Annotated in this window: 2 protein-coding genes; one reads left to right on the plus strand and one right to left on the minus strand. The window is 50.5% G+C overall.

The genetic code is table 11. The features are described from left to right. Nucleotides 1-126 precede the first annotated feature (126 nt). A complete protein-coding gene (locus tag EKM71_RS10960; protein ID WP_125574600.1) occupies nt 127-651 on the minus strand; it encodes an acyl-CoA thioesterase in 525 nt (174 codons plus the stop codon). A gap of 158 nt (nt 652-809) precedes the next feature. On the opposite strand from EKM71_RS10960, the gene EKM71_RS10965 reads away from it, so the two are divergent. Then, the gene (locus EKM71_RS10965; RefSeq protein WP_125574601.1) at nt 810-2021 is read left to right on the plus strand and encodes a phthiocerol/phthiodiolone dimycocerosyl transferase family protein; all 1212 of its coding nucleotides are present in this window, start codon (nt 810-812) and stop codon (nt 2019-2021) included. The last annotated feature ends 104 nt before the right edge of the window (nt 2022-2125 follow it).

The raw sequence follows: 2125 nt of genomic DNA on the forward strand, positions 1-2125 counted from the left end.
TAGTTCTAGGCATAATAAAGTCCCCTCAAAGTTAACAGATGAATTATACTTTTTCATCTGTCAACCTTAAGGGGACTATAGCAACGCCAGCCGATCTTTTTAATACCAGTTGTTTCACATGAAACATTATTCGGTCCACGGAGAGTCTGTCGTCACGTGGCTATTGAGGTCGCGCTGTTCTTGCCGGCGGATGGCACGTTGATCATGGCGATGACGGTATCCGGAACAGATGTAGCGCTGTTCTGCGGTGACTGGCGCTATCTCTGGCAATGGTGTGGTGACACTCCGGTCGTCGATAACGTAGGTAATGAAGCAGGTGAACCCGACGAAGCGTTCACCAGTGGTCAGGTTTTCTCCGACAATTTTGACGAAGACCTCGAGAGAGCTGGTACCAGTCCCGGTGACGTAAGCCGTGAGGAGCATGGAATCGTCGAGATGAAAGGGCTGGAGGAAACTGACGTGGTCAAACGAGGCCGTTACAACGGTTTTATGTGTGAGACGAACAGCGGCCACCGAGGCACTGTCATCGACCAACGATAAAATTTTGCCGCCAAAAACGGACTGATGCTCGTTTAAATCTGGTTGAAAAACCCGGTGCGTTGTCATAATAAGCGTTGCGTTACAGGATACGGATTGCCTTGAATCAGCCATAGGATCGGTCACCTCATCTGGATTTAAGTTATGCCTCCAGTGTAACAGACCGCCACGTTACAGGATTATTAATTTTTCGCAATATCTAGACGAACTTGTAGGGATGGCGGGAGCCAATTTGCTATACTTAGCGTAATTAAGGATGGAGGGGTGATCGTTTGAATTATCGTGGTGAACCAATGGACTTACTGCCCACTTTTGACGTGGCCCAGACTTATCCCTTGCTGGAGTGTACGCTGAGTCTGATGCAGCCAGTTGATGTGGATCGGTTAAAGGCCGCAGTTGTGGCAACCCAGACGGTCGTTCCCCAAATCCTGGGACGGTATAATTTGCGAAAGAATCGTTTTGAAGTGGATGACTCGGCTAATGACCAGGTGATTGAAGAATTTACAGCGAGTCATGATCCCGGTCGCGGCCGGCTAGATGTCTTGCATGGCCCGCAGCTAAAAATTCAGGTTATTCACCACGGGGACTACGATCAGTTGCGGTTGATCATGAGTCGCTTGTTGACGGACGGAGAGGGTTTCAAACACTATTTGTATCTGCTAGCAGCGGCCTATGATGGCACGGATTTATCAAACTTTGTGAATGAGCGCAGTAGTCGTCGCATCTTGATGCATTTACGGCGGCCAAATCGCGGACGACTTGCCGATCTTGCCTTGGCAAGTCAAAAGGCGATCCCGGAACTCGCTGGGGATGTGCACCATCACCGAGGGGAGGCACTGATTCCGCGAACTACTAGTAAACGTCTGCGACAACGGGCTCGCCAACAAGAGGTCACGATGAATGCAGTTCTGTTATCGGCGTATGCCTTGGCCCTATTTGCCCTTACGGGTGAACGCGAGTTAGTTATTCCCTACCAGGTGGATCTTCGCCTCCAGGGTCCGGTCGCGGCCGCTAACGTGGTTCAGGTCGCCAACCTGACCGGTGAAATGCCGATTCCACTGACGGTGAGCGATGGCGATACCTTGGCGACAGTGGCGCAGCGGACCCAGCGGACGATCAGTGATCTTCGTCAGTCACGGGCCTACCTGTCGCCATTGATGGAGATTCGGCGATTGAATCGCGCATTTTCACCGGAAATGATTCGGCGGTTGGCTGCTAAACGCCGCCAGCCGGGAGCGGTCTCGTTCGCTAACTTCGGTCACGTGGATCAGACGCGACTCAGATTTGGGGACATTGCGGTCACACAGATTTACTTTGCTGGGGCCTACAAGACGATGCCGCACTTCCAGCTAACGGTGAGCGCCTATCACAACGCCTGGACGTTAGCGTTTAGAATGTTGGGATCTGAACAGGACTACCAACTGGGCATTAAAATTTTAAAGAACATGGTGACGCAGCTCACACAGTGGGGCCAAGAAAAATAAAAAATAGGCTAACCGTTAAATTGCTATAGTCCCCTTAAGGTTGACAGATGAAAAAGTATAATTCATCTGTTAACTTTGAGGGGACTTTATTATGCCTAGAACTA

The organism is Levilactobacillus huananensis, assembly GCF_003946145.1.
GTDB lineage: Bacteria > Bacillota > Bacilli > Lactobacillales > Lactobacillaceae > Levilactobacillus > Levilactobacillus huananensis.